This window comes from Lentzea californiensis (assembly GCF_024648825.1).
Taxonomy (GTDB): Bacteria; Actinomycetota; Actinomycetes; order Mycobacteriales; family Pseudonocardiaceae; genus Lentzea; species Lentzea californiensis.
Genome location: NZ_JANBBE010000016.1, coordinates 128484 through 144294 on the forward strand (window position 1 = coordinate 128484; position 15811 = coordinate 144294).

15 protein-coding genes and 1 tRNA gene are annotated in these 15811 nt (G+C 64.8%); 12 read left to right on the forward strand and 4 right to left on the reverse strand.

The genetic code is table 11. The annotated features are described in order from the left end of the window. The first annotated feature begins 6 nt into the window (after positions 1 to 6). Positions 7 to 80: transfer RNA gene (locus LX88_RS38840), tRNA-Pro, on the forward strand. A gap of 118 nt (positions 81 to 198) precedes the next feature. On the opposite strand, the gene LX88_RS38845 is transcribed toward LX88_RS38840, so the two are convergent. Both LX88_RS38845 and LX88_RS38850 read right to left on the reverse strand, forming a co-directional pair. Further along, positions 199 to 1365, reverse strand: a complete 1167-nt coding sequence (locus tag LX88_RS38845) for a tyrosine-type recombinase/integrase (protein ID WP_258952740.1) — start codon at positions 1363 to 1365, stop codon at positions 199 to 201. Positions 1366 to 1380: 15 nt separating this feature from the next. After that, positions 1381 to 1968, reverse strand: a complete 588-nt coding sequence (locus tag LX88_RS38850; protein WP_090069408.1) for a hypothetical protein — start codon at positions 1966 to 1968, stop codon at positions 1381 to 1383. 115 nt (positions 1969 to 2083) lie between these two features. On the opposite strand from LX88_RS38850, the gene LX88_RS44695 reads away from it, so the two are divergent. From LX88_RS44695 to LX88_RS38870, 5 genes are read left to right on the forward strand one after another with little or no spacing between them, the layout of a single operon-like run. After that, positions 2084 to 2326, forward strand: coding sequence for a helix-turn-helix domain-containing protein (locus LX88_RS44695; RefSeq protein WP_372511511.1), 243 nt, complete (start codon positions 2084 to 2086; stop codon positions 2324 to 2326). Between the two features lie 25 nt (positions 2327 to 2351). Next, positions 2352 to 2543 (forward strand): helix-turn-helix transcriptional regulator, encoded by a 192-nt coding sequence (locus LX88_RS38855; protein WP_258952741.1) that lies wholly within the window; start codon positions 2352 to 2354, stop codon positions 2541 to 2543. A gap of 28 nt (positions 2544 to 2571) precedes the next feature. Further along, positions 2572 to 3810 (forward strand): AAA family ATPase, encoded by a 1239-nt coding sequence (locus LX88_RS38860; RefSeq protein ID WP_258952742.1) that lies wholly within the window; start codon positions 2572 to 2574, stop codon positions 3808 to 3810. Beyond that, entirely contained in the window at positions 3810 to 4214 is a 405-nt protein-coding gene (locus tag LX88_RS38865) for a MobC family plasmid mobilization relaxosome protein (RefSeq protein ID WP_258952743.1), read from the forward strand. Before LX88_RS38860 ends, LX88_RS38865 begins: the two co-directional genes overlap by 1 nt. Next, complete coding sequence (locus LX88_RS38870; protein ID WP_258952744.1) at positions 4211 to 5758, forward strand: relaxase/mobilization nuclease domain-containing protein; 1548 nt, start codon at positions 4211 to 4213, stop codon at positions 5756 to 5758. The genes LX88_RS38865 and LX88_RS38870 overlap by 4 nt, the downstream gene beginning before the upstream one ends. A 36-nt stretch (positions 5759 to 5794) precedes the next feature. Here LX88_RS38870 and LX88_RS38875 read toward each other — a convergent pair whose 3' ends face one another. Both LX88_RS38875 and LX88_RS38880 read right to left on the reverse strand, forming a co-directional pair. Further along, a complete protein-coding gene (locus LX88_RS38875; protein ID WP_258952745.1) occupies positions 5795 to 6451 on the reverse strand; it encodes a YdcF family protein in 657 nt (218 codons plus the stop codon). 11 nt (positions 6452 to 6462) lie between these two features. Next, on the reverse strand, positions 6463 to 7689 hold the full coding sequence (locus tag LX88_RS38880; RefSeq protein ID WP_258952746.1) for a helix-turn-helix domain-containing protein: 1227 nt from the start codon (positions 7687 to 7689) through the stop codon (positions 6463 to 6465). 486 nt (positions 7690 to 8175) lie between these two features. Between LX88_RS38880 and LX88_RS38885 the strand changes: the two genes are divergently transcribed. From LX88_RS38885 to LX88_RS38910, 6 genes are all read left to right on the forward strand, one after another. Continuing rightward, the gene (locus tag LX88_RS38885) at positions 8176 to 8589 is read left to right on the forward strand and encodes a hypothetical protein (RefSeq protein WP_258952747.1); all 414 of its coding nucleotides are present in this window, start codon (positions 8176 to 8178) and stop codon (positions 8587 to 8589) included. A gap of 131 nt (positions 8590 to 8720) precedes the next feature. Then, positions 8721 to 8873 carry an FxLD family lanthipeptide gene (fxlA, locus tag LX88_RS38890; RefSeq protein ID WP_258952748.1) on the forward strand — a complete coding sequence of 51 codons (153 nt, stop codon included), beginning with the start codon at positions 8721 to 8723 and terminating at the stop codon, positions 8871 to 8873. A 128-nt stretch (positions 8874 to 9001) separates the two neighbouring features. Beyond that, complete coding sequence (locus tag LX88_RS38895; RefSeq protein WP_258952749.1) at positions 9002 to 12019, forward strand: lantibiotic dehydratase; 3018 nt, start codon at positions 9002 to 9004, stop codon at positions 12017 to 12019. Beyond that, positions 12016 to 13200: a lanthionine synthetase C family protein gene (locus tag LX88_RS38900; protein WP_258952750.1), complete on the forward strand. Its 1185-nt coding sequence runs from the start codon at positions 12016 to 12018 to the stop codon at positions 13198 to 13200. Before LX88_RS38895 ends, LX88_RS38900 begins: the two co-directional genes overlap by 4 nt. 71 nt (positions 13201 to 13271) lie before the next feature. After that, positions 13272 to 14465 carry a methyltransferase, FxLD system gene (gene fxlM, locus LX88_RS38905; protein ID WP_258952751.1) on the forward strand — a complete coding sequence of 398 codons (1194 nt, stop codon included), beginning with the start codon at positions 13272 to 13274 and terminating at the stop codon, positions 14463 to 14465. A 378-nt stretch (positions 14466 to 14843) separates the two neighbouring features. Beyond that, positions 14844 to 15809 carry an SMODS domain-containing nucleotidyltransferase gene (locus LX88_RS38910; protein ID WP_258952752.1) on the forward strand — a complete coding sequence of 322 codons (966 nt, stop codon included), beginning with the start codon at positions 14844 to 14846 and terminating at the stop codon, positions 15807 to 15809. The last annotated feature ends 2 nt before the right edge of the window (positions 15810 to 15811 follow it).

Genomic DNA, 15811 nt, shown 5'->3' on the forward strand with positions numbered 1-15811 from the left:
TGTGGCCGGGACGTGGCGCAGTTTGGTAGCGCACTTGACTGGGGGTCAAGGGGTCGCAGGTTCAAATCCTGTCGTCCCGACGGTCGAAGTATGGCGAAAGTCCAGGTCAGGGCCTTGGATCACTACGGTGAGACAAGGCCCTGACTGCGTTTTAAGGGCCGTCATCTCACAATTTCTCACGAACGCTCGTACTGCTTCTCAGCCGAGCAACTCGTCCAGTTGGTTTGCGGCTTCTTTCAGGTGCTCGGCGTTGGGGTGGATGTAAACCCGCTTGGTGAAGCTCAAGTCAGCGTGTCCTGCCCAAGCGCTGACAATGACGTCGGGGACGCCGGAGGTAGCCAGATAGGTCAGGCAGGCGTGCCGAGCGTCGTAAGGCCGGACCTTCCGGACCTTCGCCTGGGCCATCAGCTTGTAGATCGCCCGTCTGAACTTGTCCGTCTTCCATGCCGTACCCAGCTCGTCGACGAGCACGAACCCTGAGCGGTTGTAGGCGTCGCCTGCCTTCATCGCCTCGCGCGCTTGGCGGGCTTTGATGGCCTTCAAGGCGGCATGTAGCGGCTTGGGCAGCGGCAACCTGCGCTTGCCCTTCTCGGACTTCGGCCCCTTCTCCTCGACTTCGCCGTCGACGAGCGTCCGGGTGAGCTCCACGGACAACGTTTCGGCTTCGAGATCGACGGCTGACCAGCGGAGTCCGCACACTTCGGCAGGGCGCATCCCGATCAGCGAAAGCAGGACCGGGGCGTGCAGTCTGTGGTCCCGGATCGCAGCGAGGAACTGTCTCACCTCCGTCTCACTCCAGGGCACTCGCTCAGCTGCAGCCGCTGCTGCCTTCCTGCGTGCCTCGCGGGGAATCTGGGTGTACTGAGCGACGTTGCGCACGACCAGCTTCCGTCGCACCGCGATGTTCAACGCGGCCCTGAAGCGGCCAAGAGTCAGCTGGACCGACCGGACGCCAAGACCGGTGCCGACCTTTCCTCCGCGCTTGCGGCCGGAAGTGAGCATCCAGCTCACTAGGCCGTCCACGTCTTCTTCGCTGAGTTGTTGAAGGCGCCGATGGCCAAGTCGTTCCCGCACTGGCAGAAGCGCGTCGGCGTAGTTCGACGCCGTGGCCTTCTCGACATCGATCGTCGCCGACGTCAGCCAGATGTCGAGCCACTCCGTGACGGTCATCTTGTCCGGCCCGACAAACGTTCCCTCGTCGGTCTGGTGCTTGATCTTCGCGTACTCGGCGCGGGCTTCCTTCCGAGTGTCATAGGTCTTGGTCAGCTGCTTGCGCTTGCCGTCGGGATCACGTCCGACGTCGATCACGAACCGGTACCTGATGGTCCCGTCTTTCAGCTCGATCTTCTTGATCGGATCCCCCATGTTTCCCCTTGGCGATCAGTCCCCCTCGGTCTCGCCCAGAGGGGGAAGAATTCCTAGCTCGCGAGCTCGGCGGATGTACCGAGCGACCTGCGTGCGTGAACGGTTCATGACGTTGGCGACCGCCACGGCGGGCGCCCTGTTGCCCCTGGACACGGCCTCTGCATAGATCAATGCGGCGCGCCGGGCATCGTCATCGGCTTGGGTGCGAGCGCGTTGATCTGCACTCGGTGCGGCCTCACTGCGGTCCGTCGGCTGCACGGCGCCAGGTGGAAGCGTGGCGAGCCATTGCTCCCGCGTCGAGGCCGGCACCGTGGCTTCCTCCACGGCCCTCTGCACGAGTTGGTCGATGAGGATCTGTCTCATCACTGACGTCGTGACCGGAGTCTTGGTGTTCGCCTGGACCTTCACCGAGATCGCAACGGGGCGAAGGTCAGCCCCGACGAACACTTCAAGGACCACCGCCGCCGGTGGATTCTCCAGCTGGAATTTGGCCTCGAAGCGGTTCGGTATCGCGGTGTTCGACCCTGTGGACAGATAGCCGCGGGGAGCCAGTTCGTCGATGGTGACCCAGGCGATCTGGAAGTTCTTCGGCAGGCGAGGCACGGCAGAACGATACGACCTCCCTCATTGTCGGTAACCGGACGACTACAAGCTATGCCATCGTGGTGGCATAGTCAATGTCTTTGAGTCTATCGTGCATGGCATGGCTATCGGGGGAATGGCTTTGGCGGAGCAATCCGCAGAGCTTCGTGAATGGATCAGGACCGGGAGGGCGCGTCAGCTACGTGTCGTTGCCGGTCTCAGTCAGGCGTTGGTTGCCCAGGACTGTGAGGTCACGGCGTCGACTGTGCACCGCTGGGAGACAGGTGATCGGTTACCGTGTGGTCGCAACATCTTTGCGTACCACACCCTCCTGACTCGTCTGGTCGAGCGCGAGCGCCTGGAGGAGCGCGATGACTAGGCGACAGCACAAGAAGCGTCCAACCTTGGCGGAGATCAAGGCAGAGTGGCCTCCGACCGTCGATGTGCCGACAGCTGGAGAGGCATTCGGCCTGAGTCGCAGCTACTCCTACGAACTCGTTGCACGCGGCGAGTTCCCTGCACGGGTGGACAGGTTCGGGAGCCGCTACGTCGCCTACACCGAGTCGATCATCCGCAAGCTGTCGGCAACGGACTGACGCGATGGCCACGTTCGGGGGACCGGCCATGACAGATGAACCGCCGAGCCGGCGCTTGCGGGTCCGAGCGATTCGCGACGTCGAGATCGTGCAGACGCGGTACGTGTGGAACGACTACCTGCCTGTTGGTGAGGTGTCGTTGTTGGTCGGCAAACCAGGGATCGGGAAGAGCACCGTTGTTGTCGACCTCGCCGCCAAACTGACCACGGGACAGCTGGACGGCGCCTTCAAAGGCGAGCCGCATCATGTCCTCTACTCGACCACCGAGGACTCACCGTCCACTCTGAAGGCCCGCTTCGTCGCAGCCGGCGGAGATCCGGACTACCTGCACCTGGTCGACGTCGTCTACGGCGAATCGGTCGACGGGACACCGCTGATCGTCAACCTCGACCTGGACGCAGCACGTGAAGCGATCGCGGCATGGCAGCCGGTCTTGCTCGTGCTGGATGCGCTCAACTCGTCCTTGTCCGGCCAACTCAACGACAACTCCGTCGTGCGCCCGCAGTTGGAGAAGCTGAAGCTGCTGGCGCACCACACGGGCGCGGCGATTTTGGGAGTCGGACACTTCCGGAAGGCAACGGCAGGCGTCGATCCAGTCGACGCTATCGGCGGCGCTGGCGCGTACACGCAGGTTGTTCGACACGTGTTGGCGTGCGGAGCGGACGAGGACAACTTCGTCCTTTCGGTCATCAAATCCAACATCGTGTCGGTCCCAACTGTCCCGTCGCTTGCATACGGCACCGAGGCGGTTTCGGTCTCCGCTGACGACAAAGGCGAGGCCACCGTCGGCAGGATTCGCTGGTTGGGAGAGTCGGCGACATCGGTCGCCGATCTCCTCCAACATCCCGCGTACGACCACGGTGACGACCGTGCGGACGCCGTCGCGTGGCTCACCGAGTACCTCGTCGACTGCGGAGGCGAGGCTGCGGTTGCCGACGTGTTGTCCAACGGGGACCAGGCCGGTTTCTCCAAGGACACGCTGAAACGTGCGAAGTCGAAGGCCAAGGTTCGCTCGCAGAAAGCCACCTTCGGTGGCGGTTGGGTGTGGCGGATCAGGCTCGAAGGGAGTGCGGAAGAGCGCGAAGGGAGCGGTGCCGAGAGTGCCGCTCCCTTCGATCCCTTGGTGCGCGCTTCGAGACCGAACACGGCAACCAGCCGCGGTCAGCAAGTTAGAAATCCGGTAACCGGATCCCTTGCCACGACAAGAAGTCGTGGCAGCACCAGCGGCGTGCTGGGGACACGCCGCGCATCATCTCGGGGGAACTGATGACGCACAACAAGAAGCGGCGGCAGCGGCGGGTGCAGGGTGGCTCACCTGTCAGCATCCACGTCCGCACCACCATGACGACCTACAGCCGTCTCGAGATCCAGGCTGCGCGCGCAAGGCTGTCGATTCCGCGGTACCTGGTCGAATCAGCACTGCGTGAGTCAGCTGACGGTTGGAGTCTGCGCGAGCAACGTTGGTGGGCAGAACGTCTCGACACCGTCGAGACAAGGCTCATCCGGATTGGTACCAACCTCAACCAGATGGCCGCAAGGATCAACAGCACGGGGCAAGCACCAGACGGGCTTCCTTCAGCGCTGACCTACTTCACCGCGACCTTGGAAGAGCTCCGAACAATCCTTGCTGCGATCGACCCGGCCGACTCGTCACGGGATCCGAAGACGTGATCGCCAAAGCGCCGGCGAAAGGCAAGTACGGAGCCGATACTTACGGACTCCTGCGGTACCTCTTCGGTCCGGGGAAGCAGAACGAGCACACCAACCCGCATCTGGTTGCGTCGTGGGATCCCGAATGGCTCTCTGGCGGGGTCTTTGCGACTCGCCACCGAGGTTGGATGGCTCGCTTGGCCCGTGAGATCGATGCACCGATGACCGGACACGACGTGGCGCTGCCTGGCGGGCACGTCTACCACGTCGCCTTGTCGATCCCGCGCCAAGACGGAGAACTCGGCGACGGCCGCTGGCGTGAACTCGCGGAGGACGCTGTCGCCCGACTGGGATTCAGCGCCGACGGTGAGGGCCGCGCCGGCTGCCGACGGGTCGCAGTGCACCACGGCCTGAGCAAGGACGGCAATGACCACATCCACCTCGCGGTGAACCTGGTCCGGGGCGACGGCACCGTTGCCGACACCTACCGGGATTGGCCCCGTTGGCGACAGTGGTGCCTGGAAGTCGAACAGTGTCTTGGACTCACACCGACGTCACCAGCGAACAAAACAGCGGCAGTGCGTCCAACACGCGCCGAGGTCGAGAAGGCGGTCCGCGGGCCACAGCCTCGACCTAGCCGTGACTTCCTGCGCCTGGTGGTCCGTGCTGCTGCGGCTGAGGCTGCCACGGCGGCGGAGTTCGTTGAGTTGCTGGAGCGGGAGCCGCTGGTGTCTGTGCACGCACGCTGGGATTCGGAGAATCGGTTGACCGGCTACCGCGTGGCGTTGTTCGCGGACTTGAGCGCGAGTTCGGAAGACGGTCGGGTCTGGTTCGGCGGCAGTCGACTCGCCCATGATCTGTCCGCGCCGAAGTTGATGCACCGATGGGCCAGCACCCGCGGGCCGGCCGATTTGAACGACACGCCAGGTTTGTCGCGCAACGCTCATGTACTGGATATGGCTGCGGAGGCGACGCACAGCGCCCGCCGCCACATGAAGGCGCTCGTTGAAGCCGAAGACACGTCGGCTGGAAATGGCGGCGACGACATTGCTCATGCGGCGGCCGACATGCTCATCGCGGTGTCGAAGGCAATCGACGGACCAGTATCGGGACCGTTGAGTGATGCGGTGGCAGCCTATGAGTGGGTCGCTGTAGCGCCTCATTGCGTTCAGCCCGTTCGTTGGAAGGGCGTTGCCGTCGAGTTGCGCCGAGCGGCGCGCTCGCTGCTCAAGGCAGGTGTGTTGTCCAGGCGCGCTCGAACTGGCCCCGGAGCAGTAGCCCTCGTGCTCGCTCTTGTTGCACTTGTAGCCGAGGTCGCGGAGTGGCGCGAGCAGGCAGGACAGCTGCGGCAAGCTGCTGAGGCGCGTCGGGCTGCCGGTCTTTTGAGCTCGCACAGCGTTGTCCAGGGGCAGTGTCCCTCCACAGCGCAACTCGGTTCCTTCAAAAAGCCTTCACCCGAGAGGGCTGCCCTGGTCAGGCGGCTGAACCAGCAGCCCAGGGCAAGTCGACCCGCGATCGGAGGACATGAACAAGCGCGAGGCTCGGATCGCGGTCGGGCGCGGTGATCGAGTGCCGAAGCGGCGGGTGCGCGTGAGCGGCAGTTAGATCAGCCGACTGGTGTAGCCAGCCGCAACGAGCCTCTGGAACGCGTCGTCCACGTTGTCGGGCATGTTCTGCTCGATGGCGAATCCTCGTCGGGCGTACTCGGTGATGCGCTGGGTGTCGCCGACCAACATGTTGATCACTCGATCTACGTCGCCGATCCCGGCGATGTACTCGTCGAGCGGTAGCGGTTGGGACGAGCACACGACGTTGATCTCAGGCCACACCTTGCGGCAGGTCGCATAGGCTCGTCGCTGCTGGTACGGCCGAGAGATCAGCATGACCGACTCCGGTCGGACTCCCGCCTCGGCAAGGATCTGGCGACTGTTGGTGAGGTTCTGGCTGGTGTTGGTGGCCTGGGTCTCGATGCTGATCACCTCGGCGGGTACACCGAGAGTGATGGCGTGTTCGCGGTAGTGCACGGCTTCACCGCGAGGGAATCGTTCGATCGTGGTGGGCGCATTGGCGCCGGTGAACACAATGCGCGGGAACATGCCCTGGTGATAAAGCTCGGCGGTGTACGTGGCGACACCGAGGTCGTGGCTGCCCAGGCCGATGCCAACGTCGCAGCGGCGAGGTTCGTGACCCATGTCGTGGTATGTCCACAAGGTCTCGACATCCGCGCGCAAGTCTGGGGGAAGCATGGTGGTCGCCATGTCGAGGCACCTTACGGCTGGCGTGGGTCGGTGCCGTGAACACCCATCCGGTAAGCCAGTTCGACGGCGCGGGTGGCGGGACGGGGCAGTCTGATCATCTCGCGGACGAGGATGCGAGACAGCCGGTGGTATCTGACTTGTTCAGGTGCGTCCTGCTCAGCGGCAAGCAGCACAGCGAGTGCTTCGTCGACGCGGTTCCACCGGACGTAGGCGCGGGCGGTCTCGATGGCGTGGCGGACGCGCCGTTCGGTCGGAAGACTGCGGGTGTCGACGCGGGGACCGAGGTCGACCGCGACTTGAACGTCTCCGAGTTCCATCGCGGCGGTGACCCGGTGGATCTTGACGTTGGTGGGGCCGAACGCGGTCCACAGGTAGTTCGCGTCGCGACCAAGTCTGTTTGCAGCCTGGTCTGCCTCGGTGAGGAATGCCGTGGTGTCGGCGCGGTCGTCTCGGCGGGATGAGGCGACCGCGCCGGCCAGGTGCAGCATTCCGTAGACCGAGAGGTACTCCGGGGTCGCAATGCCGAGGCCGGGTTCGAGGTGGTCTGCGGCGGCTCGGGTCAGGGCGATGGCCTGCTCGAACTCGCCGATGGACAACAGCGCGTGTGCCACCGACCGGTACAGCGAGCCGATCATCAGAATGTCGCCGCTGGTGTTGGCGGCGGCAAGGCCACGGCTCGCAGAGATCGCCGCGAGATCGGCTTCGCCGAGTTTGGTCAGCAACGCGGTGGCCAGCTGGTGGGCAGCAGCCGCGAGTGCATGCGCGCGGAGGCCATCGTCGCTGGTGGTGCCGTAGTGCTGACAGGCAGCCTGAGCATCGGTGATCAGGAGTGGCAGGCGCTGGGTGAGCCGGGCGTAGCGAGAGTTCTGGTAGTCGCTCCACTGCTCATCGATGTTGATGGCCAGAGTGTCCAGCCGGACCGGCTCTCCTGGCCGCGGACCGGTCAGGAACTGGCGGTGGTCCATGAGCGCCACCCTGAGTGCGGGAACAGTCCGTCGGCCAGGCTCGTCCGCCCAGGCCATCAGTACCGGTTCGCCGATCAGGTCGCCGAGGGCGACGTCGAGCGCGTAGGCAAGGCGGCGCAGCACCGAGAGTCGGTCCAGAGGGAGCACGTCGTGCTCAACCTTTCGCAGCCAGTCCTCGGTGCGACCCACGAGCCCGGCCAGGACGACCTGGGTCAGGCCCCGCCGCTGCCGGTAGAACGCGACGCGTTCCCCGATCGTCATGCCGTCGGTCATTCCTCGCATGGCGTCCACCCTCGCATCCGTGCAGGTGAGGACCCCAGAGAAATCCTCCCGGTTCACGCCGCTGGGCGTACCTAGCGTCTGCGATGACGCCGTGTGACACATCGCTTGCACGGGCAACGTGTCTGAGCTCGTCCACAAGGGAGCGGCCATGAGCGAGAGGCCTCAACCTGGCCAGTTGGGTGAACACCCGACTCAGTGGTGGGACACCCATGCGGAAGGTACTCAAGGCCGTCCCCGCCCCGGCACACGTGTACTTGTCCGGAACCGCGACGGGGACGTCCGTCAGGCCGGGACCGTGCAGTACTACGAGGGCATCTGGCCACACCAGCACTCTTTCCCCGTCAGGTGGGACCACGGTGTGCACGGGTCGTTGTGCACCAGCCACGACGATATGCCGCTGGGCTGGGACTATGAGGATCCGGCAGACAGGGCGGCCGCTGGCAGGGGTCGCACAGGCCGGTGCAGCGAGCTCGCGTCATGATCGCCGCAGCCGAAGACGTTGAGCAGACGGTCGTACTGCCAGCCGTGGGCAATCAACAAACGAACGACAGCGGTTCGAAGATCGCCGCTGGCTGGTTCCAGCACTACCTGCACCTCGTGGACCGGGTGTTTCCGCGCACGCTGGTCACGCGAGACGGCAGGACTGTCCAATTCGCCGCCTGCAAGTTCGCCGTCCGACCGCCCGCACCCGACGTGATGCAACCGGCCTGGCCGTACTGCCCGGCGTGCTGGCCGTGCAGAGCCGGCCACTGGTTCGCGTGGAAGTACCTGCCCCATGGCGTGGTCCCACGCTGCATTCGATCTGGCTGCGATCGCGACGAGGCCGATGTTCGTGATCCCGTCACCGGCGGCTACCTGCCCTGCATTGGGCAAGAAGCCGCGGGGAACTGAGCCACCGATGTCCATACCCCGCAAGGAGGCGAAGTCCCACCACTATGACCGGCTGTAGTGCCGCCGCAACCGTTTCGTACCAAGGAAAACCCCTGCTTGATCAAGCAAGCAGGTACATGGAGGAACCACTGATGTCTGCACCAACCATCGACACCGTCGCCGACTCGGACTTCGACCTCGACCTGCGGATCACCACCACGGCCACTCCAGGCGTGGCATCGGCCTGCGACACGAGCGACGGCTGCGATCCGACGTGCGCGTCCTCGTGCATCAGCACCGTCTGACCTGACCGCACTTGAGCTGGGGCACGGACTGCGCTGTCCGTGCCCCAGCTTCGCCACCGGATCACGAACGCGAGGGCAGGATGAGTACTCGGAAGAGCGCGTCGACCTACAGGCACCGCGGAATTGCCTTGCTTCGCGCCGCGGCAGTCCCGCTTCACCAACTGCCCGCACAGTGGCCAGACCTGTCCGACAACCAGGCGTGCCGCGAATGGCTGCTGAAGATGTCGACGCACACCGAACTCGCCGACGCGATCGGCCATGCGAGCCCAGGACTCGCCGCCCAGCTGCCGACCGACACCGACGCCATGGAGTCCAAGCAGGTCCGGCGCGTCACCCTGTCCGTGATCCGCTACCTGCTGCGCATCACTGGTCGCCACACCCCGTTCGGTTTGTTCGCAGGAGTCGCGCCGGTCGCTGTTGGTGGACCAGCCGTTGAGAGCCGATGGGGTTCAGAACACCAGGCTTTCGCTCGCGTCGACGCGGTGTGGCTCGCAGATCTTATCGACCGACTTGAAGCGTGCCCCGAGCTGCTGCGCCAGCTCGACGTCGTGTTCACCAACCTCGCGACCAATCGTGGCGAGCGATTGGAAGTCCCGCAGGGAAACAAAACGGTGACCGCACGCAACACCCGTGCCCTGCAAGCGGTCCAGAATGCTGCAAGCAAACCCATCCACGTTGCTGACCTCATTGACAAGCTGGCCGCGGAGTTTCCGGCTGTAGAGCACGACACCATCAGCGCCATGCTCACAACTCTTGTGGGCCAAAGTTTTCTCACCACCAACCTACGAGCGCCGCTGACCGTCGCCGACTCCCTTGGCTACGTGGTTGATCGCCTGTGCACCGCCGACGCCGGCGCGATCCCTTCTGTAGCAGCGATCCTCGTCGAGCTGGAGCGAGTGCAGGAAGACCTGCGCAGCCACAACCAGCCCGGCACAGACCAGGCGGCGCAGCGCGACCTGCGGAAGGCATTGGCCGGACGGATGCGGACACTGTCGACGGCCGGGCGCGTCCCACTGTCTCTCGACCTCCGCTTGGACGCCGAAATACGGCTTCCCGAACAGCTTGCGCACGAGGTCGAGCGGGCCGCCAGCGTGCTGGCGCGCCTGTCGAACCAGCCGACCGGGAACCCGGCCTGGCGAGACTTTTACATCGCGTTCTGCGAACGCTTCGGCACCGGTGCTCTCGTGCCGCTAGCCGACGTCGTCGACCCGGATGCGGGACTTGGCCTGCCACACACCTATCCCGGCAGTGTCCTGCAGCCGCCGTCTGAAGGTTCGTCCGAACGCGAGCAGAAGCTTCTCGCACTTGCTTGGACCGCGTGGGCCGATGGCACCGGCGAGATCGTCCTCACCGAGGACATCATCTCTGCGCTCACCGTGGGCGGCTCTGCCACGCAGCGACGGACCCCTGCACACGTCGAGCTCGCCGCCCGCGTGCACGCAGCCAGCGCGGACGCACTGCGCCGCGGCGACTACAGCTTCACCGTTGCGCCCGCACGATCAGCGGGAACGTTCACCTCGCGCTTCACCACCATCGCGGCAAACTCCGGGCTGGAGCCCCTGTACGCGGATGTGCCTGCCGGCGCCAGTGGAGCGCTGCCTGTGCAGCTGTCGTTCCCGCCGATCTACGCGACTGGCGAGAACGTCTGCCGGGTCCCTGCCTATCTGCCTCACCTGCTGTCCCTGGGAGAACACCGGGCACAGCACCCCGAACAGCTGGTGATCGCACCAGACGACCTGGCGATCATCGCGACCCGCGACGGACTGCACCTGGTCAGTCTGTCCATGGGGAGGGTGATCGAGCCCCAGGTCTTTCACGCACTCGCCCTGGACAAGCAGGCGCCGCCACTGGCTCGATTCCTCGCCAATCTCACCCGCGCGCTGGGAGCCACGTGGCACGAGTTCGACTGGGGCTCGCACGCTCAGCAACTGCCGGTGCTGCCGCGCGTACGGCACGGCCGCGCGGTACTCAGCTCGGCCCGTTGGCGGCTCGACGCCACGGACCTTCCCGCCAGCCTCGACGATGGCCAGTGGACGGCGCGCTTCGGTCAGTGGCGTCGTCGGTGGCGATGCCCTGCCACGGTGGAACTATGCGACGCCGACCGCTCCCTGCGACTCACTCTCGACGAACCAGCTCACGTGGCGATTCTCCAAACCCACATACGCAAGCACGGTCACGCCATGCTGCTCGAAGCTGCCCCCGCGGAGGCGTTCGGATGGTCGGGCGGCCACGTCCACGAGATCGCCGTGCCCTTGTTCTCCACCCAGCCGCAGACACCGTCGCCACCTGTTGCGACCAGGCCTGTGCTGACGAACAGCGGCCACGGGCAGCCGCCAGGAGCAGCGAACACCACCTGGCTCTATGCCAAGGTCTTCACCCACCCCGACCGAATCAACGAGATCATCGCCAACCAGATCCCATACCTTCTACAGGCGATTGGCTCCGAGACCCGCTGGTGGTTCGTGCGCTACCGCAGCCCGCATGAAACCGACCACATCCGCCTCCGTCTGGCCACCTCTGATCGTGACGCCTATGCCCGCAGCCTGGCTGCGCTCGGCGACTGGGGACAGCAACTCCGCGTTGACGGCGTCGCCGGTCGGCTGGCTGTCGACACCTACCTGCCGGAGATCGGACGCTACGGTTGCGGCGCGAAGATGACCGCCGCCGAGAACGTGTTCGCCGCTGACTCTGCCGCTGTGGCCGCTCAGTTGCGGCACGACTCGATCCTGGGCGCTGGTACCGCAGTCGGCCTGCTGCTCGGTCTGGTGGACATCGTGGCTGGATTCCTCGGTGACCAGACCGCCGCGATGACCTGGCTTCGCACCCGGCCCGCCCTTCCAGCTACGGGCCCAGCCGACCGTGCCGTGCTCTCCGACGCGATTCGTCTCGTCCAGGGCGATGTCGGCGACCGGCCTGGATGGACCGGACAAGTCGCCGAGACCTGGGCACGACGCGCCGCCGCGCTTGCCGCGTACCGGACGCAACTATCAGCCGGCACCGATACCGACGCCGTTTTGGAATCTTTGCTGCACATGCACCACAACCGTGCAGCCGGCATCGACCGTGACGCTGAGAAGGCAACGCGGCGCATGGCACGGCACCTCGCGCAGGCCGTCCACGCCCGTCAGCCGGAGGCCAGCCGATGAACCTCGCTGAACTCGACGTTCCACCGGCCGACGCCGCGCCAGGCTGGGGCCAGTCGTTGTCTGCCGGTGCAGCCGGAATCACCCTGCTACACCTGGAGAACATGCACACAGGTGCGGGCGACTGGAGCGTGGCTCACCAGTGGGCTCGCGCCATGATCCGCGACTCGGTGACCGCAGACCCTGACACTGCGGGGCTCTTCCGAGGAGTACCTGCCGTCGCGTTCACTCTGCACTCGGCACGGCAACCCGCCTACGCCGAAGTTCTTCGCGCACTCGACGAGCACCTTGCCACGATCACGCGCCACCGGCTGTGCCAGGCACACGACCGCATCGACCGCGGACAGCTTCCACGGCTTCGAGAGTTCGACCTGATGAGCGGACTCACTGGCCTCGGCGTCGGGCTGCTACACGGAGACCGTCACCCCGAGCTGCTGCGTGATGTCCTTGCCTACCTGGTGCGGCTCACCGAGCCGATCACCATCAACGGCGAGCACCTGCCTGGATGGTGGAGCGAAGACAGCCCCAACGGGCAACCCTCCAATGACTGGCCTGGCGGCCACGCCAACCTGGGAATCGCGCACGGCATCGCCGGGCCGTTGGCGCTGCTGGCCACCGCTAACAGGCGAGGAATCTCGGTAACCGGACAGACCGAGGCGATCAGCCACATCACCACCTGGCTCGACCGCTGGCGCAACAGCTCCGGCTACGACGCCTGGTGGCCAGGCATGATCTCTCGCGCCGAATGGCACGACCAGGCGCTGCGGCAATCGGGACCCCAACGCCCGTCCTGGTGCTACGGCACCCCTGGTCTCGCACGGGCACAACAACTCGCGGCGATCGCGCTTGGCGAGCCAACACGGCAACGCGCCGCCGAGCATGCCCTCGCCGGATGCATCAGCGACGAGAGACAACTTGCGCTGCTGAGTGATCCGTCGCTCTGTCACGGCTGGGCCGGGCTTCTGCAAGCCACCCGCCGCACTGCCGCCGATGCCATCGACGACCGCCTCACCGAGCAGCTACCCGCACTGCATGCACGGCTGACCAAGCACCTGCACGACAACGGCCAATCCGCCGAGCCCGGACTGCTGGAAGGCGCCGCCGGAGTGCTGCTCGCACTGCACGCGACTACAACCTCAGACCTCGTCACCCGATGGGATGCCTGCCTGCTGCTCGAGGGCTGACCCGCACCTCAGAACCCGCTCTTGACCAATCGCAACCCGCTACCATCCGGCCGCCCGCAGAGAAGGAAACGATGAACGCCACCACCGACACCACGCCCGAGGCGCTGCGCGCCGCAATGGTCGACCGCATCAAGAAGGCCGGCCACGCCCGAACCCCCGCGGTGGAACAGGTGCTTCGCACCATTCCCCGCCACCGCTTCGTCCCGGAGGCGACCACAGAGGACGCGTACGCCAACGTCGCAGTGATCACCAAACGCGATAACGACGGCACTCCACTCAGCTGCGCCTCTGTCCCCACCGTGGTCGCCATGCAACTCGATCAGCTCGATGTTCAGCCCGGCCACAACGTTCTCGAGATCGGCGCCGGAACTGGCTACAACGCCGCTCTCCTAGCCGAGCAAGCCGGCCCGACCGGTCACGTCACGACTGTCGACATCGATCCCGAGGTCACCTCGGGGGCACGACGAGCGCTTGACGAGAACGGCTTTCGACAGGTGGAGGTGATCACCAGGGATGGATCGCTTGGTGCACCCGAGAACGCCCCGTACGATCGGATCGTCGTAACTGTCGGCGCGTTCGACATCCCGGCCGCCTGGCGTGACCAGCTCAAGCCCGGCGGTCGGCTCATCGTGCCGCTGCGCTGGCGGGGCCAGACCCGTAGCGTCGCCTTCGTCCGCGACGGCGACGTGTTGGTCTCGGATTCGGTGCGGTTGTGCGGCTTTGTGCCCATGATCGGTCAGGACAACGAAGTGTTCGGCAACGTCGATGCCGCAGGGCACGTCACCCTGTACTGGGACTCCGATCAGGACACAACCCTCGTCGACCTTTACGGCGTGCTCAGCCAGCCAAAGACGCCAGTCTGGTCGGGTGTCACCGTTGAGGGAGAAGAGCCATTCGACGGCATCTGGCTGCGCATGACGGGAACGGAGCCGGGCACCTGCCGAATTGCCGCCGATGCCACCGCGGTCGCTGAGCACCTCTGCAATCCAGCTATCCGTGATCGCAGCCCTGCTCTTGTCGAGGGCAGCTCGCTGGCTTACCTCACTTACCGCCGGGTTGATGGCGGCGCGGAGCTCGGCGCGATCGGCCACGGGCCAGCTGCTCAGCAGCTTGCGGAGCGGTTCTGCCACCAGATTCGCGCATGGGCCAACGCCCGCACCTTCGAGCCCGTCATCACGGCCTGCCCAGCAGATACATCTCGCGATCAGGTCGATGTGGATCGCGCCATCACGAAGCGATGGGCTGTGCTTACCGTGTCGGTGTGACCCCATCGACGCCTGCGTGCTGAAGCTGCAGATCTCTTGATGATCATCGGTAGCGGCTCCGCCGCTCAAGAAAGTTCATGAAAGCAGATCGCCGCAGGCACGGTTCGTGCAGGTCAGCCTGTGTTCGTGGCCTGCCCATGTTGGGCGTCAACCCTCCACCGCCTATCGCCTTAGGTAGTCACTAAGTCACTCGTAGTGCTCAATGTGTTGAACACATGTTCGACACGCCGTGGGAGTGCACGGAATTGTCGGTGCTTGTGCTTATCGTGGTGTGCACGGTGCGGTGCGAGCTGATCACTCGAATGTGGACGACATGTCACACCAGGTGCAGGCCCGGCAGCTCCGAGAACTGTCGTGGCACGTAACTGAGGTGTGTAAATGGATCTGAACAAGGCGTTTGACGACTACCAGAAGACGGTAGACGCCGATCATGATCAGGTTGTCGTCGCTAGGGAGCGTCGAGACATCTTCAAGAAGGCGTTGAAGGGCGAATCAGACGTCGTCGACGTGTTCGGCTCCGGGTCGTTGCGGCGCAGTACGCAGCTCAAGCCGGTGCACGATGTTGATCTTGTTGTTGTGTTCGAAGGCGATGATCACCCTGAATGGGGCTCGCCCGGCTCATCTTCGGACGACGCGCTTGATCACGTGCGAGGGCGGGTCAATTCCCTGCTTGGAGCTACCAACGGGACCGTCGACAAGCTCGTTCGTCTGGCAAAGCCACGCGACCGAGCGGTGAAGTGCTTCGTTGACCCGCCTGAGCAGGATGACGCGTTTACCGTGGACGTGATGCCGGCTCTCAGGCAGGAAGACGGCACGCTTTCGCTCCCGAGCAAGCTGGATGAGGAGTGGAGCACAGCAGACCCTGAGTATCTGATCAATGAGGTGGAGGTGCTTCAGGGAAAGTGGTCCTACTTTCGCCCAATGGTGCGAGTGCTCAAGCAGTGGCGACACGGCGTACCGACCAAGGTCAAGTCGCTTGTGATTGAGGTACTTGCGTTGAAGTGCTTGCCGGTCGATCGCAACCGCCCGGAGGCACTCAAGGAGTTCTTCACAGCTGCGGCCGTCGAGGTTGGCTACGGCGTCGAAGATCCTGCGGGGCACTGCGGTGCCATCCAGCCTGATTTGGATATCGAAGTGTTGCGCTCCGCGCTAGAGGAAGCTCGTGACATCGCCGAGCAGGCATGTGCCGCAGCTAGTGCGGGTGACACTGACGAGGCAGCTGATCTGTGGCGCAAGGTCCTCGGCGATGACTTTCCGGCTCCTGAAGTCAAGAGCAGCGTTGCCGCGGCAAGCGGACCTTACCTACTGGGTTTCCGGACTGTGAAGGACGCACCACAGGGTTGATC

Coding starts and splice junctions, on each gene's coding strand:
- LX88_RS44695 (WP_372511511.1), top strand. CDS start 2,084: ATGGCTTTGGCGGAGCAATCCGCAGAGCTTCGTGAATGGATCAGGACC.
- LX88_RS38910 (WP_258952752.1), top strand. CDS start 14,844: ATGGATCTGAACAAGGCGTTTGACGACTACCAGAAGACGGTAGACGCC.
- LX88_RS38865 (WP_258952743.1), top strand. CDS start 3,810: ATGACGCACAACAAGAAGCGGCGGCAGCGGCGGGTGCAGGGTGGCTCA.
- fxlM (WP_258952751.1), top strand. CDS start 13,272: ATGAACGCCACCACCGACACCACGCCCGAGGCGCTGCGCGCCGCAATG.
- LX88_RS38860 (WP_258952742.1), top strand. CDS start 2,572: ATGACAGATGAACCGCCGAGCCGGCGCTTGCGGGTCCGAGCGATTCGC.
- LX88_RS38900 (WP_258952750.1), top strand. CDS start 12,016: ATGAACCTCGCTGAACTCGACGTTCCACCGGCCGACGCCGCGCCAGGC.
- LX88_RS38885 (WP_258952747.1), top strand. CDS start 8,176: ATGATCGCCGCAGCCGAAGACGTTGAGCAGACGGTCGTACTGCCAGCC.
- fxlA (WP_258952748.1), top strand. CDS start 8,721: ATGTCTGCACCAACCATCGACACCGTCGCCGACTCGGACTTCGACCTC.
- LX88_RS38875 (WP_258952745.1), bottom strand. CDS start 6,451: ATGGCGACCACCATGCTTCCCCCAGACTTGCGCGCGGATGTCGAGACC.
- LX88_RS38880 (WP_258952746.1), bottom strand. CDS start 7,689: ATGACCGACGGCATGACGATCGGGGAACGCGTCGCGTTCTACCGGCAG.
- LX88_RS38845 (WP_258952740.1), bottom strand. CDS start 1,365: ATGGGGGATCCGATCAAGAAGATCGAGCTGAAAGACGGGACCATCAGG.